Source organism: Chloroflexota bacterium (genome assembly GCA_016887485.1).
Classification (GTDB): Bacteria; Chloroflexota; Anaerolineae; order Anaerolineales; family Anaerolineaceae; genus Brevifilum.
Window position 1 is genome coordinate 2,136,037 of sequence record CP069394.1, and the last position, 18,769, is coordinate 2,154,805.

General features: G+C 53.4%; 16 protein-coding genes. 9 read left to right on the top strand and 7 right to left on the bottom strand.

Going from position 1 to position 18,769, the window contains the following annotated elements:
* The first annotated feature begins 95 nt into the window (after positions 1-95).
* Complete coding sequence (locus tag JR338_09810) at positions 96-890, top strand: DUF692 family protein (GenBank protein QRN82707.1); 795 nt, start codon at positions 96-98, stop codon at positions 888-890.
* Between the two features lie 9 nt (positions 891-899).
* Positions 900-1,511, top strand: a complete 612-nt coding sequence (locus JR338_09815) for an isoprenylcysteine carboxylmethyltransferase family protein (GenBank protein QRN82708.1) — start codon at positions 900-902, stop codon at positions 1,509-1,511.
* 3 nt (positions 1,512-1,514) lie between these two features.
* Here JR338_09815 and JR338_09820 read toward each other — a convergent pair whose 3' ends face one another.
* Positions 1,515-2,597, bottom strand: coding sequence for an Ldh family oxidoreductase (locus JR338_09820; GenBank protein QRN82709.1), 1,083 nt, complete (start codon positions 2,595-2,597; stop codon positions 1,515-1,517).
* A gap of 352 nt (positions 2,598-2,949) precedes the next feature.
* On the opposite strand from JR338_09820, the gene JR338_09825 reads away from it, so the two are divergent.
* Both JR338_09825 and JR338_09830 read left to right on the top strand, forming a co-directional pair.
* Positions 2,950-3,654 (top strand): glycerophosphodiester phosphodiesterase, encoded by a 705-nt coding sequence (locus JR338_09825; protein QRN82710.1) that lies wholly within the window; start codon positions 2,950-2,952, stop codon positions 3,652-3,654.
* Positions 3,651-6,473 carry a glycoside hydrolase family 3 protein gene (locus JR338_09830; GenBank protein ID QRN82711.1) on the top strand — a complete coding sequence of 941 codons (2,823 nt, stop codon included), beginning with the start codon at positions 3,651-3,653 and terminating at the stop codon, positions 6,471-6,473. Before JR338_09825 ends, JR338_09830 begins: the two co-directional genes overlap by 4 nt.
* Before the next feature lie 53 nt (positions 6,474-6,526).
* Here JR338_09830 and JR338_09835 read toward each other — a convergent pair whose 3' ends face one another.
* A complete protein-coding gene (locus JR338_09835) occupies positions 6,527-7,516 on the bottom strand; it encodes a serine/threonine protein kinase (protein QRN82712.1) in 990 nt (329 codons plus the stop codon).
* 401 nt (positions 7,517-7,917) lie between these two features.
* Between JR338_09835 and JR338_09840 the strand changes: the two genes are divergently transcribed.
* Both JR338_09840 and JR338_09845 read left to right on the top strand, forming a co-directional pair.
* Complete coding sequence (locus JR338_09840; protein QRN84413.1) at positions 7,918-9,075, top strand: ATP-binding protein; 1,158 nt, start codon at positions 7,918-7,920, stop codon at positions 9,073-9,075.
* Between the two features lie 116 nt (positions 9,076-9,191).
* Positions 9,192-10,019 carry a VWA domain-containing protein gene (locus JR338_09845; protein QRN82713.1) on the top strand — a complete coding sequence of 276 codons (828 nt, stop codon included), beginning with the start codon at positions 9,192-9,194 and terminating at the stop codon, positions 10,017-10,019.
* 256 nt (positions 10,020-10,275) lie between these two features.
* Here JR338_09845 and JR338_09850 read toward each other — a convergent pair whose 3' ends face one another.
* Together JR338_09850 and JR338_09855 are read right to left on the bottom strand one after the other, a co-directional pair.
* Positions 10,276-10,518, bottom strand: coding sequence for a NifU family protein (locus JR338_09850; GenBank protein QRN82714.1), 243 nt, complete (start codon positions 10,516-10,518; stop codon positions 10,276-10,278).
* 365 nt (positions 10,519-10,883) lie between these two features.
* The gene (locus JR338_09855) at positions 10,884-12,560 is read right to left on the bottom strand and encodes an ABC-F family ATP-binding cassette domain-containing protein (protein QRN82715.1); all 1,677 of its coding nucleotides are present in this window, start codon (positions 12,558-12,560) and stop codon (positions 10,884-10,886) included.
* Between the two features lie 306 nt (positions 12,561-12,866).
* On the opposite strand from JR338_09855, the gene JR338_09860 reads away from it, so the two are divergent.
* Positions 12,867-13,523 carry an FHA domain-containing protein gene (locus tag JR338_09860; GenBank protein ID QRN82716.1) on the top strand — a complete coding sequence of 219 codons (657 nt, stop codon included), beginning with the start codon at positions 12,867-12,869 and terminating at the stop codon, positions 13,521-13,523.
* 11 nt (positions 13,524-13,534) lie between these two features.
* Here the strand turns inward: JR338_09860 and JR338_09865 are convergent, their stop codons facing one another.
* A complete protein-coding gene (locus JR338_09865; GenBank protein QRN82717.1) occupies positions 13,535-14,902 on the bottom strand; it encodes a hypothetical protein in 1,368 nt (455 codons plus the stop codon).
* Between the two features lie 284 nt (positions 14,903-15,186).
* Here JR338_09865 and JR338_09870 point away from each other — a divergent pair, with 284 nt between their 5' ends.
* Positions 15,187-15,324 carry a hypothetical protein gene (locus JR338_09870; GenBank protein QRN82718.1) on the top strand — a complete coding sequence of 46 codons (138 nt, stop codon included), beginning with the start codon at positions 15,187-15,189 and terminating at the stop codon, positions 15,322-15,324.
* A gap of 33 nt (positions 15,325-15,357) precedes the next feature.
* The gene (locus tag JR338_09875; protein ID QRN82719.1) at positions 15,358-16,263 is read left to right on the top strand and encodes a zinc ribbon domain-containing protein; all 906 of its coding nucleotides are present in this window, start codon (positions 15,358-15,360) and stop codon (positions 16,261-16,263) included.
* A gap of 16 nt (positions 16,264-16,279) precedes the next feature.
* On the opposite strand, the gene JR338_09880 is transcribed toward JR338_09875, so the two are convergent.
* Positions 16,280-17,293 (bottom strand): metallophosphoesterase, encoded by a 1,014-nt coding sequence (locus tag JR338_09880; GenBank protein ID QRN82720.1) that lies wholly within the window; start codon positions 17,291-17,293, stop codon positions 16,280-16,282.
* Between the two features lie 221 nt (positions 17,294-17,514).
* Entirely contained in the window at positions 17,515-18,747 is a 1,233-nt protein-coding gene (locus JR338_09885) for a hypothetical protein (protein QRN82721.1), read from the bottom strand.
* Positions 18,748-18,769 lie beyond the last annotated feature (22 nt).

Below are 18,769 nucleotides of genomic sequence, written 5' to 3' on the forward strand. Positions count from 1 at the left end.
CGTTCTAAAATACAAGTGATTCCGCTGCCCAGATTCAACGATTTAATGAAATGAAATTGAATTCAATGCATCTTTTCGGTTAAGATAGAAATCAAATGAGCACAAAATTATTCTGCGATCACTCTCCCGGCCTGGTGCACCTTTTTGGGACTCAGCAGGTTTCTCTGGACGGTGTGGAATTCAACCCTTTCACCTCGCCGGTGAAAATTGAGGCGCTTAGGACAGCTTACCCGTGTCTTCCTTTCGTTTTTCACGCCAGCAATGTCGGACGGGTGCCGTTTTCCCTTATGAAATTGGAGCGTTATAACCGTGCTTGCCGGGAATCGGCCTGGATATCCATTCATCTCTCGCTGATACCCTCCCTGGTGCTCTTCGCTGCCTTTCGGCTGGGCATCAAGCTGCCGCTGGCAGCTCCTGATCGCTTGGAGAGCCGTTTCATCCAGCAGGTCAGGCGGTTGGAGGGTAAAGTTGATCTGCCACTGATCCTTGAAAACATGCCCGCCACGGCCCTACTCAATAACAGTTTTGAATCGGCCCCAACCGCGATCCGACGCATTATCTCCGCCTTGGATACAGGGATGCTTCTGGATCTGGCGCATGCCCGCGTGGCTGCTGAATTTCAGGGGGTGCCCATTGAGGCCTATTTGCTGGAATTGCCCCTGGAGCGGGTTCGGGAAATCCATATCTCGGGCGTTAGGGAAGTGGGTGGCATCCTGCGGGATGCCCACGAGCCCCTGCAGGCGGCAGATTATGAGATTTTGGAATGGGTCCTGCGGCGCACCAAACCGGAGATTGTGACATTGGAATATTTTCGGGAGGATCAGGCAGCCTTAAAGGAAATGCTGATCCGTCTGCGGCAGTCTCTTGATGTTTGTTCCCCCACTGAATAAAATAAAGCAATGGATTCTTTGATCTATCCCATTCTGGTCTTCCTCGCCACGGCAGCCTGGGGTGCGCTCCATTCCTGGCTGGCCTCTTTCGAGGTCAAAAACCTTGCACGAGAGAAATTTGGTCCAAAAGCGGACCGCTATTACCGGCTGTTCTTTGTGCTGGCCGCGGGCCTAACTTTAGCGCCGATCTTTGCATTAGTGGTCTTTCTGCCTTCCAAAGTGCTTTGGGTGATCCCCACGCCCTGGCTATTCCTGACACTGATTGCTCAATTTCTGGCAATTGTCCTTCTGGTGGCAACGGCCCTGGAAACGGATGTGATGGTTTTCGCTGGGATCAGGCAGGTGCTGCATCCGGAACAGACCTATGAGGACACATTGGTAGTCAAGGGATTCTATCGCTATGTGCGGCATCCCCTTTATTTCTTCAGCATCATCATCTTCTGGCTATTCCCCTATATGTCCGATCTGACATTGGCGTTTTTTCTGGCTGGGACGCTCTATTTCCTTATCGGTACGATTCCCGAAGAGCGCAAACTATTGGAGACTTTCGGTGAGGCTTATCGCCAATATCGTCAGGACGTCCCCTGGATGATCCCCCGCTTTAAGAAAAATAAGAAATAAAGGCTAGCTGACGGGTGTCAGATCAAAAGGCACCCCGGCGGATTTGCCTGCTTGGCGGAGGGATTCGACTACCTCAACCATCAGGGGGACGCCTTCCCGTTGATATTTTTCAACCAGCTCAAATTCCTTTTCCCCGTGAATGAATATCCGATCCTGTCCGGCCATCTTGGGTGTGGCTTTGAGCGCCTGGATATAGTCATCCATATCCTGTTTGAATTCGTCCACCGAACGGAAATTGTCAATCTTGATCGCTGCGAAGAAATGGCCCACATCGGCATGCCGTTCATTGGAGGGGCGGCCCACGCCACGCCCATAGGCTGCGCCAGAGAGCACTCCCGATAGCAAATCCACCAGCAGAGAAAGACCATACCCCTTATAGCCGCGCAGTTCGGCTGGCCCACCTAATGGCAGAAGGGAACCGCCGTGGGTCACAGCAGCGGGATCTTTTGTTAGCTCGCCATCGGCATTGATTCCCCAACCTAGCGGGATGGATTCCCCGGCTTTCTCATAAACGCTGACCCTGCCCAGGGGTACGATGCTGGTTGCCATATCCAGAACATAGGGGCGTTCCTTGCCGGCAGGTACCGCCACCGCGATTGGGTTGGTGCCTAAAGCGGATTGGACCCCGTAGGTCGGGGCGACCAGGGGCTGGCTGTTGGTCAGGCTGATGCCGATCATATCCTCCGGTAGCGCCATCATGGCGAAATAACCCGCAATGCCGAAGTGGTTGCTGTTGCGAACGGTGGTGATTGCCAGGCCGGCCTCATCAGCTTTCTCAATACAGCGGGACATCGCCCGATAGGCTACCACCTGGCCCAGCCCGTTGGCGCCATCCAGTGCGAGGGTGGCGGGGGCTTCCTTGATAACTTTGATCGGGGAGAGCGGGTCGATTTGTTTTTGCATCAGCCGATCACCGTAATAGGAATGCAGCCGGATCACGCCGTGTGAATTGACCCCCCGCAGATCCGCCGAGACCAGAACATCCGCCGCAATCCTGGCATCAATCTCAGGGACGTCCATCGCCCTGAAAAACCGGATGACATAATCTTTTAGCGCTTCAACAGGATAGGAAAGGGTAGTAAACATAGGGCTCCTCGGCGGCTTGGGTAGGTTGGTGATAATTATAGTCCAGCAAAAGGCAATAGAGGGATTGCAAGATCTCAAAGGGTGAACGAGAACCCCTTCCTGCCTGCTTCACTCCGTTTGCAGGCTTCCTTCCCCTGGAGCGAAGCGGAACCCCCGCAGCGTAGAGAAGAGGGGTGAGGGAAGGAATGAGGATAGGGTCATAAGAATAGAAGGAGAAGGATATTACAGCAGAATTTTTTAGTTCCTTCTCTGATTTATATATTTATCTTAGGTGTATTGGCATTTGGAGAGGGGGGTGCCGCGCTTAACCTCTGCGTGCTATAATTACATCAATAATTAGAGAAGAAGAGTTATGATACCGAAAATTTTTGCCCACCGCGGCGCAAATGCCGATGCGCCTGAAAATACGATGGCTGCCTTCCAACTCGCCCTGGAACAAGGGGCAGATGGCATAGAGTTGGATGTAATGCTGTCCAAAGATCATGAGATTGTCGTGATTCACGATGATACCGTTGACCGCACCACAAACGGGACCGGCCAGGTACAGGACCTCACCCTGGCTGAGCTGAAAACCCTGGATGCCGGCGATGGTGAACAGGTCCCGACCCTGGATGAAGTCCTTACCCAATTTGGGGGTAAATTTCAGATCAATATTGAACTGAAAAACTACAGCACCATATTTGATTCGCTCCCTGTTAATGTCGCCAATCTGGTCATCAAGCACCAGGTGGCGGACTCGATATTGATTTCATCCTTTAATCCATTTAACTTCTCCCGGTTCCGCCGGCTGCTGCCGAATATACCGTTCGGTATGCTGACCTTCCCTGGCAAGGCGCGGTTCTTTGCCTATCGCTTCTTCCGCTACGATGCTCTTCATCCGTATTTTCAGGATGTGGACGAGTCTTTGATTAAGAGCTATCACGCCAAGGGGAAACAGGTCAATGTCTGGACGGTGGATGAAGCCGCAGATATCCGGCACATGACCAAGCTGGGCGTTGATTCAATTATCACCAATAACCCCAAACGAGCGATCACCGTCCTGGAGTCGTTGATGTGAAGATCCGAAAGTCGATCTGGCGCATTTTCTTCTTGCTGGCGTTCTTACTTGCCAGCTTGGGTAGCGCGCCAGTTCGAGCCAACACAGCCAATACGCCCGAATCGATCCTGGGGGAAATGACCCCAGAGGAAAAAGTTGGTCAGTTAATGTTGGTTGGGTTTGAAGGCGCTACGCTGGAGGCCGATTCACCAATCTATGATTTGATTGCCAACTATCATATCGGTGGGGTCGTCCTTTTGGCCGAGAACAACAACTTCACCTCTGAGGACACCCTGGTTCAGGCAGAGGCACTGATCAATGATCTGCAGGCCCTTGAATGGGCCGGCGCTAACCCTGAAACGGAACCTGAAATCCCAGCGGATGATACAAGTGCGGCTTATGTCCCTTTACTGGTCGGCATTGCCCAATCCGGGAATGGCGCTCCGGACGATCAGCTTTTGAATCAATTGGTCTATTCTCCCTCCCAGATGGCGATTGGCGCGACCTGGAATGTGGATTTGGCGACTGAGGTTGGTGAAAATCTAGGGAGTGAGTTGAGCGCCCTGGGGTTCAACCTTTTCATCGGCCCGAGTCTGGATGTGCTCGAGACGACCAGCGGTGAGGCTGCCGGCTATATCGGCGTCAACACCTTTGGCGGCGATCCCTATTGGGTTGGTGAATTGGGACAGGCCTATATCAGTGGATTGCACACCGGCAGTGATGGACGTTTGCTGGTTATCGCGCAGAACTTCCCCGGCACCGGTAATTCAGACCGATCGCCGGAAGATGAAGTGGCAACGGTGCGCAAGTCATTGGAACAACTGACGCAGATTGAACTGGCGCCTTTCTTTTCAGTGACCAGTCTCGCTGCGGGTGATCCCGGGCGGATTGATGGTGTGATGGTTTCTCATATCCGTTACCAGGGTTTCCAGGGGAATATCCGGGCAACCACTAAGCCAATCAGTTTTGACTCAAATGCCTTGCAGGCGATCATGGCCCAACCGGCGCTTGAGAACTGGCGCTCGGAAGGTGGGGTGATCATCAGTGATAACCTCGGCAGTGGTGCGGTCCGGCGGTTTTATGACCCCACCGGCGAGAGTTTTGATGCCGTTCAGGTTGCTCGCAACGCTTTCCTGGCCGGCAATGACATGCTCTATATCAATGACCTGGTGGGCTCCGGTGAACTGGATGCTTATACCACCTTGGTTTCCATTTTGGACTCATTTACCACGAAATATCAGGAAGATTCAGCCTTTGCCCAGCGGGTGGACGCCTCTGTCTTGCGGATCCTTGAAATGAAGCTGGGACTTTATGGTCAGTTTACGCAGGATAATGTCTTCCAGGCTTTAGATGGCCCTGAGCTGGCAGATATTCAGAGCGTAAATTTTGACGTGGCGCAGGAAGCGGTGACCCTGATCAGCCCCAACCTTTCTGAGATGGATGCTGTGCTGCCCTCACCGCCTTCACGTTATGAGGACATTGTCATCTTCACCGATGTGCGCACGGATTATCAATGTGATGGTTGTGCGCCTGTGAACTTGTTGGATACCGGCTCGCTGGCCAATTCACTGGTGAGCTTATATGGGTCTCAGGCTGGTGGACAGCTGCTACAAAATAACATAACCTCTTACACGTTTTCGCAGCTGAACGATATGATCGAAAACGTGGATTCAAGCGTCAATCAGTATGTCTTGTCCGCAATCAGGAATGCGGAATGGGTGGTCTTCAATGTCCTGGATAATAATGAGGACTATCCCGCATCCGGCGTGTTGCTGCAAATATTAGAAAACAGGCCTGACCTGCTTAGTAATAAGAAAGTCATCGTCTTTGCCCTGGATTCGCCAATCTATCTGGATGCGACCAATATTTCCAAAGTGACCGCCTATTATGCGCTCTATAGCAAACTGCCTTCCTTTGTGGATGTGGCAGCCCGGGTATTGATGCAGGAGATCACCCCTCAGGGCGCTTTACCGATCTCCTTGAACGCCGTTGGCTATGATTTGATCTCCATGACCGCACCGGACCCAGATCAACTCATCCGGCTGACCCTGGTGACCCCGGAAGGGCCCCCCATGGCGGCAACCCCCGAAGCAGCCCCCGCCCCGGAAATTACAGTGGAGCAGACCCCTACGCCGAATTTCACGGTTGGGGACACGATCACCATTCAGACAAGTGTAATTCGGGATCATAACGGGCATACCGTTCCGGACGGGACGGTGGTGCGCTTTAACTTCATCATCTCCAATGAGTCGGAGATCACTCAGCAATATGAGACAACGACCATTAACGGTATTGGATATTTCACTTACCGAATTGAGGCGGCTGGCAGTTTGCAGGTCAGCGCCACTAGTGAGCCCGCCACCCAATCCGATACCCTGACGATCAATATTGCCTCGGATGGCAGCTCGTCCGTTTTTTCAATTTCTCCCACCCCGCAGAGCACACCTACATCAACTGAAGCCCCTCTTGCCACCCCAACCGAGACTGCCGCCGAGGAATCTGCCGAAAATATCCGTTATTCCGGCTACCCGACGCTGGGTGAATGGGCTTTGGGCATCATCGTGATCGGTTTGGGCAGCGCTTTGGCCTTCTTTGGGGGAAGGGTTTGGTGGAAAACGCCGCGCTGGGCACTGCGGTCCATGTTGGCGACCTTGATCGGCGGTTTATTATCTTACTCCTATCTAAACCTGGGGGTTACCGGCACGCAGCATTGGATCCTGCACTCCGGGACGGCTTTTGTGGTGGAAGTGGTGGTTGTTGGGATGATGCTGGGCTGGATTGGCGCATTGATCTGGTGGATGCGGACGGATGGACGCTATCCCGGCCGGTACCAAAAATAACACCGTTTCGCGGTGTGGCGATATTCCCTTAGAAAAATAAAATTGAGTTGGGGTTAGAAATTGCGCAGGATGGTCAGCAGCAAGCTGACAACCATTAATCCGCTGGCAATGTAGATCAGGGCCCGTTCAGGTGACTGGATCAGGCGGGGCGGGAAGCGCATACTGTTGCGGAAGGGCTGTGTGATGGGGGCGTCTTCGATGAAAAGAGCTTTTAGGAAAGTGTCAATATCTTCGGGCCGATCTTCAGGATGTAGCTGCATCGCCCAATGGACGGCGCGCTCAGTTCGCACGCTCACGTCCGGGTTGATCTGCCGGATGGGGGTCAACGTGCCGGGTGTGAGGAAGCGGTCCCGGACATTGACCGGCGCTTCGTTGGTCAGCAGATGATAGAGTGTTCCGCCAAAAGCATAGATATCGCTGCGGGCATCCGTGTGACCGGAGTCGCCGCCGTATTGTTCGAGGGGTGTGTAGAGCGCCGTGCCCTGTCCCTGCAGGATGGTGATCGTCACTTCGCCGGGGGCGAGTGTTTTGACCAGGCCAAAATCCACCAGCTTTACCAAGCCGGTAGGTGTTACTTTGAGGTTGCTGGGTTTGATGTCCCGATGGACAATGGGGGGATCTTGCGTGTGGAGATATTTCAGGGCATCTGCCAGCTGGCTGGCCCAATCGAGGACCTCCTCTTCCGGCAGGAAGGTGTCATTTTGACGGGCCTCCATCATCATTTGACGCAGGTCCTTGCCGGGGACGTAATCCATCACCAGGTAGTCATGATCGCCAATGGAGAAGAAATCTGAAACTTTGGGGAGATTGGGGTGATCCAGCCGGGCCAGAACGGTTGCTTCACGTTGGAACTGGTTACGGGCTTCCTGCAGCATTTCTTCGGGGAGGGCGCGGTCATATTCCACCTCTTTAATGGCACAGAGGCGGCCTTCCAGGCGCATGTCTTCCGCAAGGTAGATACAGCCCATTCCACCCTGACCAATGCTCTTTTTTACCTGGTACCGTTCATGAAGTAGCGTACCAGCCTTCATCGGGACTGGCATAGTGTCTAACCTCAAAAAACAACTTTCCGACCCATGCGAACGGGGTCACTGCAAGTTTGCGGTCTATATTTCGGCGTAAAGACCACGATTCTAGCACCGGGAATGCCTCGGACGATGTAGCTAGCAGCTTTGAAAGAGGCAGTTCCCGTTGCCAGAATACATTAATGATTTTACCAGAGAAGGGATATTAAGGAAGCCGCCTGGGGGGTGTCAATCATCCCTGAATCCGCCTGATTCAGGGGGTCTTAAATGTGATTTAAATAAGCATAGATGGGAGCGGGGTGGGAAAAGGGCTGGGGCATAAGAGATTGGATCTGATAAGTTTATTTGTGGAATGGAATATCGTTGACGGACGTGGTAAACTTTATGGGCATTGGAGAGATTACCGAATGAATAAATTAATGCGAGTCATTTACCCCTTTACAGCTATTGTCGGCCAGCAGCGCATGCGGCGTGCATTGATTCTGAACGCGATTGACACCCGGATTGGCGGTGTGTTGATTCGCGGTGAACGCGGTACAGCGAAGTCAACTGCCGCGCGGGCTTTGGCCGCCTTATTGCCCCCCGTTGAAGTTGTGAAAAATTGCCGCTTTGGTTGTGATCCCCATAGCCCGATCACCTGGTGTACTGAATGCCGGGAACGTTTTGCGAATGGTGAAGAGATCCCGGTGGAAACACTGCGGACACCTTTTGTGAACCTGCCCGTTTCCGCCACCGAAGACCGTGTAGTCGGCACACTGGATATTGAAAAAGCGATCCAGAAAGGTGAACGGCATTTTGAGCCGGGCGTTTTAGCTTCAGCCAACCGGGGCTTACTCTATATTGATGAAGTTAACCTGCTGGATGACCACGTGGTGGATGTCCTGCTGGATTCCGCTGCGATGGGGATGAACATTGTGGAACGTGAAGGGATTTCCTTTGCGCACCCCGCCCGTTTCATCCTGGTGGGTACGATGAACCCTGAGGAAGGCGACCTGCGGCCGCAGCTTTTAGACCGCTTCGCCCTCTCCGTGGATATCCTGGGCATCCTAGATCCCCGCCAGCGGGTTCAGATCATGGAACGTAATATCGCATTTGAATCCGATCCTGAGGCCTTCCGTGAGGAATGGCTGCCAAAGGAGCAGGAACTCTCCGCTCAGATTGCTGCCGCACGGAAACTGGTTGATAAGGTGACTTATACCACCCGTGACCTGCTGGTGATTGCCGACCTGACCTCCCGAATGCAGGTGGATGGACACCGGGCGGACCTGGTGATCCTTAAAGCCGCCCGGGCGCATGCCGCTTTTGAAGGCCGAAATGCGATCACCCCGCGGGATATTGCCCTGGCCGCTGAACTGGCCCTGCCGCACCGGGTCAATGCTGGCCCCTTCCGCCATTCGGATATGGGCATCACTCAGTTGGAGGAGCAGATCGAACAGCTGAAAGGCGCCGCTTCTGAAGGCTCATCGGTTGAAGATGAGCAGCAGGAAGAAAAGTCTGACGCGAAATCCGATCAAAAAAAAAGTCAGTCTCCCCCAGCATCGAGCTTAGCTCCGAACCCGTTGGACCCGAGTCCGTAGAGCCTGCCAAGCAGGACCTTTTCCATGACGCCACCGCCCATTGGTGGGACGGTGGACAAAAAGTCAAATCGGGTGAGACCTTTGAGCCTCGCCGTCTGGATACCCCCCTCGATAACATGATGCGCCGTCATGGCGGCCGCCGGTCGCAGACGCAGACCGACCGTAAACGCGGCCGCTATATTCAGTCACGTCCGGCCAATGGCAAGGCGGATGATTTGGCGTTTGATGCCACCCTACGCGCAGCCGCACCTTTCCAAAGGGCAAGAGAAGAGATGCGGGAGAACGTGGCTTTTGCCGTGCGTCGGGAAGATTATCAGAAGAAGGTCCGGGTTCGCCGGGCTTCCAACCTGATCCTGTTCCTGGTGGATGCCTCCTGGTCAATGGCCGTGGCGGAACGGATGGCAGCAACCAAGGGTGCCATTCTTTCTCTGCTCACCGATGCCTATCAGCGACGAGATCGGGTCGGCCTGATCGTTTTCCAGAAGGATCGGGCAACCCTCGTTTTACCCCCAACCAACTCTGTCCTCCTGGCGCAGCGCGCCCTGGCGGATATCCCGGTGGGCGGGAAGACACCCCTGAGCGCTGGGCTGTCAATGGCGCTGGAAGTGATCAAACGCGAAAAAATGCTCCATCCGGATGTGGTGCCTCTGTTGATCGTCCTGACCGATGGTGCCGGGAATGTGGCCCTTGGCAGCGGGTCCCCCCTCGAAGAAAGCCAAAAAATCGCAGAACAGGTTGCCGAAGAATCGATCCGTTCGGTGGTGATCAACATGGAGCATGCCGCTTTTGACCAGGGCCTGGCGGAAACGCTGGCGAATCACCTGGATGCGCCTTGCTACACCCTGGAAGAACTGCGGAGCGAAACCCTATATCGGGCAGTGCAAAATGAGATCTATTACGGCCCTGGCAGCGGCGCAACGAAGAATGGGGAAGCGGAGAAATAACTCTGAATTTATGGGTCACGTATGGTGAGGCCGAAGGTCGAACCTACGTGACTTATTTGTCACGCTGGAAGCGTGACCTACAATTTTGTCATTGCGAGGAGCATCTAAATGATGCGACAAAGCAATCTAGAAAACGGGAAGAGAATTTACTTCTGGGATTGATGTCTATCGTCACGTACGCTGACGGCACGTGACCTACAGTAAATAAAAACTCCCCTGAATTTACCAGGGGAGTTTAATTTTCACTGTTTTTTGTTTATTCCGCTTCAAACACTTCAATATCCGGGAAGAACTGCCGTAAAGTGCCTGCGACCCAGCCTTGGAGAGTGGCGGGAGAAAGGGGGCAATCTTCACAGGCCCCGCCCAGCCGCACATACACCGAATTGCCATTAATTCGGTCCAGCTCAACCGAACCACCATGATATTGTTCGATGTAAGCGTTCAGTTGGGCGATCAGGCCGATGATTTTTTCTTCAACGGTGTTGTCTTGTTCCGTCATGGGAGCGCTCCTGGGTGAAGTCGGTTTCAAACATCATAACACAAAGCCGTTTTGAGTGCAAAACCTGACGTTCTATTGAAAATTAATGAATTACAGCGGTCATTTTGATGGTTTCTAATGATTCTGTGGGGTGATCGTCGGGTAATAACAGGTCAACCGTCAAGTATCGGGGAATGGACTTCGCTATACTAAGAGCATAGAATGCTTCGTAAAATAAGGAATCAAACCAACACGACGAAAACCGGGACGGCGTACCCGGTTTTCATCGTTAAAAGTCATCCACAGCTTATTCACAGGTTTTTCGGGGGTAAATGCCCTGTTTTTCAACACTTTTCCACAGTTTTTAGGCAGTTATCCACAGTTTATCAAGAATCCATGATCTGAGAGACCAGGTCGCTGGTCAGCTCGATGTCTAATCCCTCCGGGGCAAAGTGCCAGATGACCTGAGCAAAGCGGTCAATGAAATATTGGTCGTGGGCGATGGCCAGGATGGTGCCGTCGAATTCGCTCAGTGAGGCTTCAAAAGACTCCCGCGAAGGCAGGTCTAGGTGGTTAAGGGGTTCATCCAGCAGGAGGAAGTTGCAGTGCTGAGCCACCAGTATGGCCAGCATCAGGCGGGATCGTTGCCCATAGGATAAAGTCGCCACTGGCTGAAAGACCTCATCCCCGGCAAACAGAAAGCGATGCAAAAAGGTGCGTGCCTCACTATGGTTCCCCATATCCGGTAAGGCCTGGATGGTCTCCAGCACGGTTTTGGTCGGGTCCAGCATTTCCTGTTCCTGTGAGAGGTAACCCGGATGGACGCCCGCGCCGAAATGGAAGCTGCCATCCAGCGGTTGCGTCTTACCCAGCAGGGTTTTAAAGAGGGTGGTTTTGCCTATGCCGTTGGGACCCACCAGGGCGATCCTTTGGCCGAGGGTGACCGTTTGGGTGATGGGCGGCAGGAGGGGAGTGTCATCATACCCAATACTGAGACGGCTCAGGGTCAGGGCTATTTGACCGCTCTGCGGGATTTCAGTAAAGTGCATCCGCATCTCCCAGGCCTGGGAGGGCTTCTCAAGCTTGCCTTCCCCTTCCAGGTAGGTCACGCGTTTTTCCAGATTTTTAGCGCGCTGGACTGTGCCTTGGGATCGGTCGGCGAAGAACCCTGCGCTGAACCCATCGGTTTTAGTCGGGTCAGCTTTGCCGCCTTTCCTAAATTTAGCCTGGTCCCGCACGCTGCGAGCAGCTTTTTTCAGCCGCCTGATCTCGTCTTGCTGGTCGGTGTAGGCCGTCATGGCTTCTTCGAATTCCTTTGAGTGGGCTTCCTGGTAATCGGTGTAATTGCCGGGATATTCCCGAATGCCGTCGCCGGTAGGCGGGAACGCGATCACCTTATGGATCACCGCATCTAAAAACGCCCGGTCATGGGAGACCAGCAGAATGGCGCCTTGATAGGAGAGTACCCAATCCTGCAGCCAGGTGCGCATTTCGAGGTCCAGGTGGTTGGTCGGCTCGTCCAGCAGGAGCAGCTGCGGCCCTTCCAGCAGAACACCTGCCAGGGCCAGCCGCACTTTTTGCCCCCCGCTGAGGGTTTCAACCGGAGTCTCCTGCGGCACTTCCAGCAGATCAAAGCCTTCCAGAATGGATTTTCGGGCGCCTTCCATTTCCTGAGCCTGGGCCAGATCTTTGAGTACCTGGTCATAGCGGGTCGCCAGGGCGGGGTTATTGGGCTGTTTAGTGAGTGCCTGGCTGACCTCTTCCAACGCGGCCAGGGTCATTTGCAGATTGGAGGCAAACCGGTTCAGGTAGCCGCCCACTGTCTCACCCGGCGCAAATTCGATGCCCTGGTGCAGGTAGCCAATTCGCAGGTCGGTGGGATGATAGGTGACCTGACCGGAATCGGCCTGCTCTTTTCCGGCGATGATGTTCAACAGGGTGGACTTACCGCAGCCATTGGGCCCAACCAATGCGGCACGTTCGCCTTTATTTAGACTGAAATTGATATTTCGGAGGACGGGATTAAGTCCGAAGCTCTTTGAGAGATGATGAATGGTAAACACAACAACCTGCTTTCTTAAAAGAAAAAACCCAGGGAAAGCCCTCGGTTAAAAACAACTTCACCGGATGGTGACTTTCCTAAAACTTAAGAATTTAGCGGTTGAAGCGAATCATTCACTCTCCTTGATTGTGGACGTTGATTTGATTATAACGGAAAAATAGCTTGAAGGGAACCCTGCGGGGGAATAGCCTTTATTTCGCTGATCAATCACTGCTTTACCCGGATATACTATAATTATTGAAGGTGTGAATTCAATCAAATTACCATTCACTCGACACCGGGGCGGATGGTTTGGGTGAGACCAGATATGGACAATAACGAAAAAGAATACCCGCTGCTCTTTGCGCAAACCGGTCCCTTGGAAGGCCAGCGCTGGCAGGTCAAATCGGATCTGTTGTTGGGGCGCGATTCAGAATGTAATATTGTGATCCCTTTGCGCCAGGTCTCCCGCCATCATGCCCGGATCAGTCCGACCAACGAAGGAGTGTGGGTGAAAGATTTGGGCAGCAAGAACGGCACGTATCTCAATGGTGCTTTGATCAAAGAGCGGGAGCTGCTGGTTGATGGGGATGAGCTGCAGATCTCGCTGGCCCAGCATTTTATCTACCTGAGTTCGGACGCCACCATGCCGTTGGAGGGACTGCCCCTTGAGATGATAAAACGGCGGCTCCGAGTCGATATTGGAGCACGCCGTGTTTGGGTTCTGGATGAAGAGGTGGACCCGCCCTTATCCGCTTCGCAGTTCAACCTGCTGCAGGTCCTTTATGAGCAGCCAGGGGAAGTGGTCTCCCGGCCAAAGGTGATTGATGCCGTCTGGAGCCAGGCTGCGGAGGGTGTTTCCGAGCAGGCACTGGATGCCCTGGTCCGCAGGCTGCGGGACCGGCTGGCGGAGATTGATCCCGATTGGGAATACGTGGTCACCGTCCGCGGTCACGGCCTCCGGTTGGATAATCCATCGCTCTAAGGGCTATCGCCTTATTCGGCGGCTGGCTCACTTTCCAAATTTCGTTTCATAGTAAAGCGTAATGCCTGACGATAAATCTGCTGAAGTTTTTCGGCGGCAGCTTCGCGTCCCTGTTGCTGGCTGGTCTGATTCATCAGGTTCAGCATGAAGGACATGAAGTCATCTGTGATCTCGTCGGCGTTTTCTTCCAGCAGCTTATTGATCGCGGCTTCATCTTCGGCCTGGATCAGAGCTTCGATGAATTCAACATTGGCACCAGGAGCGCTGACCTTTTGGATGGCGCTGGTGATGGCCTGGAGTTTCTTGAGCTGGGCTTCGTCATTCGCACTGCGAGCGGCTTGAATGCGTTTGCGCAGGACTTCCAGGAAGATCTCATTGATGCCGGGCAGGGCTTGCAACGTGGCTTCTTCGATATTCTCCTGCTTGAGGATTTCATCCATCAGGTCAGAAGAGATTTTTTCCTGCTCTTTGATGGCCTCATCGATTTCATGGGTCATGTCCAACAGATTGGCCCGTAATTCGTTCAAATGAGCTTGCTCTTCCTTTTTCGCATTTTGGATGCGGTCGGTGAGCAGCTCAAAGAAGGCATAATCCAGCCCGCCACGGGCCATACCCACCAGGGTGGCCAGTTTGACCTCGTTATCGGCGGCTTCCACGATCATGTCCAGCAGTTTCTCACGGGTCAATCCGGCTTTGCTGGCTTCTTCAAGCGCCTGGATGGCGGCTTGCTGATCTTGCGCCTGTTTGAGGATCTGTTGACCGTAATCGGTGTTTTCCAGCAGCTGTTGTTGCAGCCCGGCCAGCACATTGGCGCTTTCTTGATCGCCGGAGGCAGCAGCGCTTTGGATCAACCGTTGGAGCATCATCAGCATTTGTTCATCGACCAAGGCTTCTTCCTGTTTGATGACTTCGGGTCGTGATTCGGGGGAGGTACCGGCCAGCCGCTGAAGGAGGTTGAGGCGTTCTTGCTGTTCTTCCAGCATCTCGGGGGTGATGCCATCACCTTCCAGAATGCGTTCAACCAGGCGTTGTTTGGTCAGCATGGTTTCGGGTTTCAATAGGTAGGCTTTGCGTAGTTCCATCGGCAGGGAGTCCATCACCTTTTTGATGAGGGGGCCGATCATCTTTTCCTGCTCATTGACAGGCATGTTCAGGGATGGCGGGAAAAAGGTCAACAGGAGCTCTTTTGAGGGATCGTGGTAAACGATCGGTTGTGGGACTTCGCCGTGATAACCGCAGTTGGGGCATTGAATGTGGTTATAGGCGCCGGAAAGGAGGATTTGCTTGGCTTGGGGGTTTTCGCCAAGATCAAAAAGCCGGGTGATCTCCGATGGGACAGGCTGCCGGCATTGGGGGCATTGGATGGTTGTTTTTGTCATAAGGTTGTTTCACTTTCTGATCAATGATTACCAAAGATTGCATTATACCATTTCAGTCTTGGTCAAAAATTGTTAGTATTTTGATTAGTCAATGGTACCTGTAAATTCTAAGAAGTCCATAAGAGAAAATTGGGTTGTTTTTTTATCGGTGCGCTCAAAATCGGCGCGCACCCTACATATGCGTGATAAATTGTTTGACGGTAATTTAATTGTAGGGTATGCAGCGTTCTCCTGCGCATCACAGCCTTCCGTATTGGTGCGCTCAAGATCGGAGCGCACCCTACATGAGCATAGCAAGTTGTTTGGTGGCCTTTTATTTTAAGGTGCGCAGCGTTCTCCTGCGCGCCATCACATTCTATATTGGTGTGCTCAAAATCGAAGCACGTCCTGCATATAACCGCACTTTGGTGAACATGGTATGATAGATTTAGTTTATTAAAGTTATCAAACCCATTGTGAAAATATATAAACGCCTCCTATTCCTGATTGTAATACTTGCCCTGATTGCCGAGACTGGCCTATCGGGGCAGGCTGTTGCATCCCAGCAGATTGTTTTTGATTCCGCTCAGGTGGGCCTGTGGCCTGAACGAACGGGACAGTCTGTTTTTGTCAGTTTGGATTTGAAGCTTTCCTCAAATGTCTCATTGCCACAGGATCTCACAATCCAGATCCCGGCGACAGCTGTGATTGACACACTACGGAGTGTGGATGACCGCGGCTCAGTGCAGCAAATTTATTGGGAAGAAACTTTGGGCGAAATTTGGAAGGATGTTAAGTTTACAGCGCCTTTATCCAACATTCTGATTGAATACACTGATCCCACGCTGGTGATTTTCGATCAGCTCAGGACCTACAACTATATGTGGCTTTCCAGCTACCAGGTTAATAACCTGGTCTTCTCCGTCCGCCGACCCTATGGCGCCGGTGATCTTGTCACGCACCCTGAGGCGGATGTGGCGGAAGGTTGTTGCACATACACCCTTAATGCCGGTGTGGTAAGGGCTGGGATTGACTATAATGTCACGTTCCATTATGTCAAGGACCTGCAAAATACGGAGTTTGAGGCCTTGGGTGTTTCCCCGGTGACGCCAGTGGATGAGAATACCGAGGGCCGTACATTTATGCCCTCAACCGTTGTGGTTTGGTTGTTGGCAGTGGCTCTCTTATTGCTTCTCTTGGTTGGTTTTTACTACTGGTGGTATCAGCGCCATTATATTAATGAGGATTGGATCGGCAGCGACCGTCAGTTAATGCGGCGTTCGGAGCAAAAAGCGATCTTTTGCCATGAATGCGGTAGTCGCTCCCAGCCGGGCGATGCCTATTGCCGTAATTGCGGCACGGAGCTAAGACACAAAGAGTGATCTGTAAGGGGATAATTCAGGGGGCGATTTGGAAGGAATCCGTCAATAAATAACCAAACCCGGGCGCTTCTTCACCACGATAGGTATTGATGGTGACCGTTTCTCCCTGCACGTTGACGATCAGAAAAGTGCCAGGGGAGGGTGCAGCGCGCGTGCCCATAGCCTGACCGGCCTCAATTTGCCAGACTCCGTTCATCTGAATCGCGCTGTAATTATGGGTGTGCCCGCAAAAATAGGCCGCCACACCCTCATCCTGTAGTAACTGCCAAAACCGGTCTCTGGCCTGGCGGTATTCGTCCAGGCTTTCATAGACATGGCTGGTCAGCCCGGTCTGCTCATCGGGTTGGGGGAAGGCGGGTTCATGCCCAAAGACAAAGATCAGTTCCTGATTGGTGGCTTCCAGATCAGCCTTCAGCCAGTCATAGAGGGTGTCGGTGATGCTGCCATCAATACCCCAGGGGGAATCGGCGGTGCAATAGACGTTCAGCATCACAAAGTGGGCATTTTGATAGTCGAAGGAATAAGTCGTGTGGGGGCAGGAGTCCGGTCCATGGTTCACAATATTCGGTTCAGCAGGGCCGTTCGGGTCGTAATTATAATCCCGCAGGAAGGCGTAGTCGCTGGCACCGAAATCGTGATTGCCTGGGATCGGGTACCAGAGGAAATCCTCGCCGAGGACCTGATCAATCGTCCAGCGGGTATCAGCTGCGGGGATCACATCCCCGGTGCTGACCATGAAATCTCCCGGCCCGACATCCTTAAGGTGCCCCAGCAAGCCGGCGAAAAAATTAGGATAGTCGATGTATTCCCGCCCCGAGACCTCCGACATATCGGTGGTGACTGAGAAGCTGAACGAGGGGATGGGGGTGGGCGTCAGTGTTTGCGTGGAAGTTTCGGTGGGGGTGAGCGTTGGATTGGCAGTGGCTGTTGTGGTGGGTGAAGGCGTGGGTGAGCTCGTTGGGGCAGCAGGCGCGCAGCTTGCCAGGAGGATCAGCAGAAGGGAGGCGGTACCAATAAGCAGTCGTTTCATAGGTTTGGATCCGTGCTTATATTCTATCGGATGGTTGGATAAGGCGGAAGATGAAATAAAACCCCATCCCTGTCCCTTCCCCTCTCTGAGGGGAAGGGTACCGAAGGTGGGAAGGGGAGAGAGAAATTGTTCATCTATTTGTATACGCTTATCTTTTGTCTTGCTACAGGATTCAAAAAGGCGGGTACTGAGACCCGCCCTTATGACATCAAGTGATTTGATTACGGCAGCAACTGTGTCCAGGTCACGCCGCCGTCCTCCGTGCGATATAGATTCAACGGCGTCCATGTGCTTTCATCCGGGGTGGTCAGAACCCAGCCATATTGCCCATCCACAAAATCCACCTTCAGGAAGTATTCCGTGGCCGGGATGCCGCTTAGTGCCATAGCCGACCAGGTCACGCCGCTGTCGGTGCTGCGATAGAGGCTCATACCACCCGCAATCCAGCCGGAGGTTGGGGCATCAAAGTCTACTGCTCTTCCATCTTGCACCGATCCCTGATAAATCCAGGTCTGGCCGCCGTCATCTGTGCGATAGATCAGCAGGTAAAAATCGCTGGTGTCGGTCAGCACTCGCACAGGCAGGTAGCCCACCGTGCCGCCCACGAAAATGGGCTGGCCGACTTCTTCGAAGCTGTTGGTGAAGCCGGCCGGCAGGACAATATCCGTTTCCAGTGACCAGTTCGCTCCGCCATCCGTCGTGGCATAGAAATAGAAGTAGTCATTCATCGGGATATCGCCGCCGATCCAGCCGTGGCTCATATCCAGGAAGGTCAGCCCGCCCTTATGCCCGCTGCCGGGCAGGGAGGCCACCGTGCCGGGTTCGTGGCTGAACTTCTGCGTCCAGTTGACGCCGCCATCCGTGGTTTGATAGATGGCGACATATTGCGAGCCGGCGCCTGCGCCTAGATCCACCAGGGCATAACCGCCATTCTGATCCAGGAAGAAATAGCGGGCGTTATCGAAGGGCACTGAGTTGGTAACCCAGGTCTGTCCGCCATCTATTGTATGATAGAGCGTTGAGGTGCCGGTGCCAAAATGTCCGGGGGTCACCCAGGCGGTGTTGGCATCCAGGAAGAAAGGCGAGAGGCCCCAGGAAGTGGTGCCGGGGGGGAGTGTACCCAGAGAAACCGGGGTCGCATCCAGCCAGGTCTGGCCACTATCGAGTGTGACCAGGATATTGTTGCCATCCTGGGTCAAAGCCCAGCCTTGCAGGGGAGTGAAGAACGAGAAGTCGTAGATCACCGGGCTGGGAAAAACGGGCAGGCTGGAGGTTGGTCCTTCAGTGGCTGTCTCAGTGGGAGCCTCGGTTTCCGTCTCGCTTGGCGGGGCGGTCGTCACTTCGGTGGGTACGGTTGTTTCGGTCGGGGTTGGGGTGCTCCAGGGGGCCTGGCAAGCCAGTGCGGCCAGGGCCAGAGCCAGAATACTCAATCCAATTGCAATTTTATTTTTCATATTGTCCTCCATTCGATAGGCC